We start from the raw sequence: 248 nt of genomic DNA, 5'->3' as shown, positions 1-248 counted from the left end.
TTCCGCAGTAGCTCAGTGGTAGAGCTATCGGCTGTTAACCGATCGGTCGTAGGTTCGAGTCCTACCTGCGGAGCCATTATGCTTCCATAGCTCAGCTGGTAGAGCACTTCCATGGTAAGGAAGAGGTCACCGGTTCAAGCCCGGTTGGAAGCTTGGGAACAGTTTTAAATTTTTTTGGCCCGTTGGTCAAGTGGTTAAGACACCGCCCTTTCACGGCGGTAACACGGGTTCGAATCCCGTACGGGTCA

3 tRNA genes are annotated in these 248 nt (G+C 52.8%); all 3 read left to right on the top strand.

The annotated features are described in order from the left end of the window. The first annotated feature begins 1 nt into the window (after window position 1). Window positions 2-76, top strand: a tRNA-Asn gene (locus JDS96_RS31355). A 4-nt stretch (window positions 77-80) separates the two neighbouring features. Further along, a tRNA-Thr gene (locus tag JDS96_RS31350) sits at window positions 81-153 on the top strand. 23 nt (window positions 154-176) lie between these two features. Continuing rightward, a tRNA-Glu gene (locus JDS96_RS31345) sits at window positions 177-248 on the top strand.

The sequence above is a fragment of the Bacillus cereus group sp. N21 genome (genome assembly GCF_016483395.1).
Taxonomy (GTDB): Bacteria; Bacillota; Bacilli; order Bacillales; family Bacillaceae_G; genus Bacillus_A; species Bacillus_A pseudomycoides.
The sequence above is the reverse complement of the archived record's forward strand: the minus strand, read 5'-3'. Positions and strand labels throughout refer to the sequence as shown.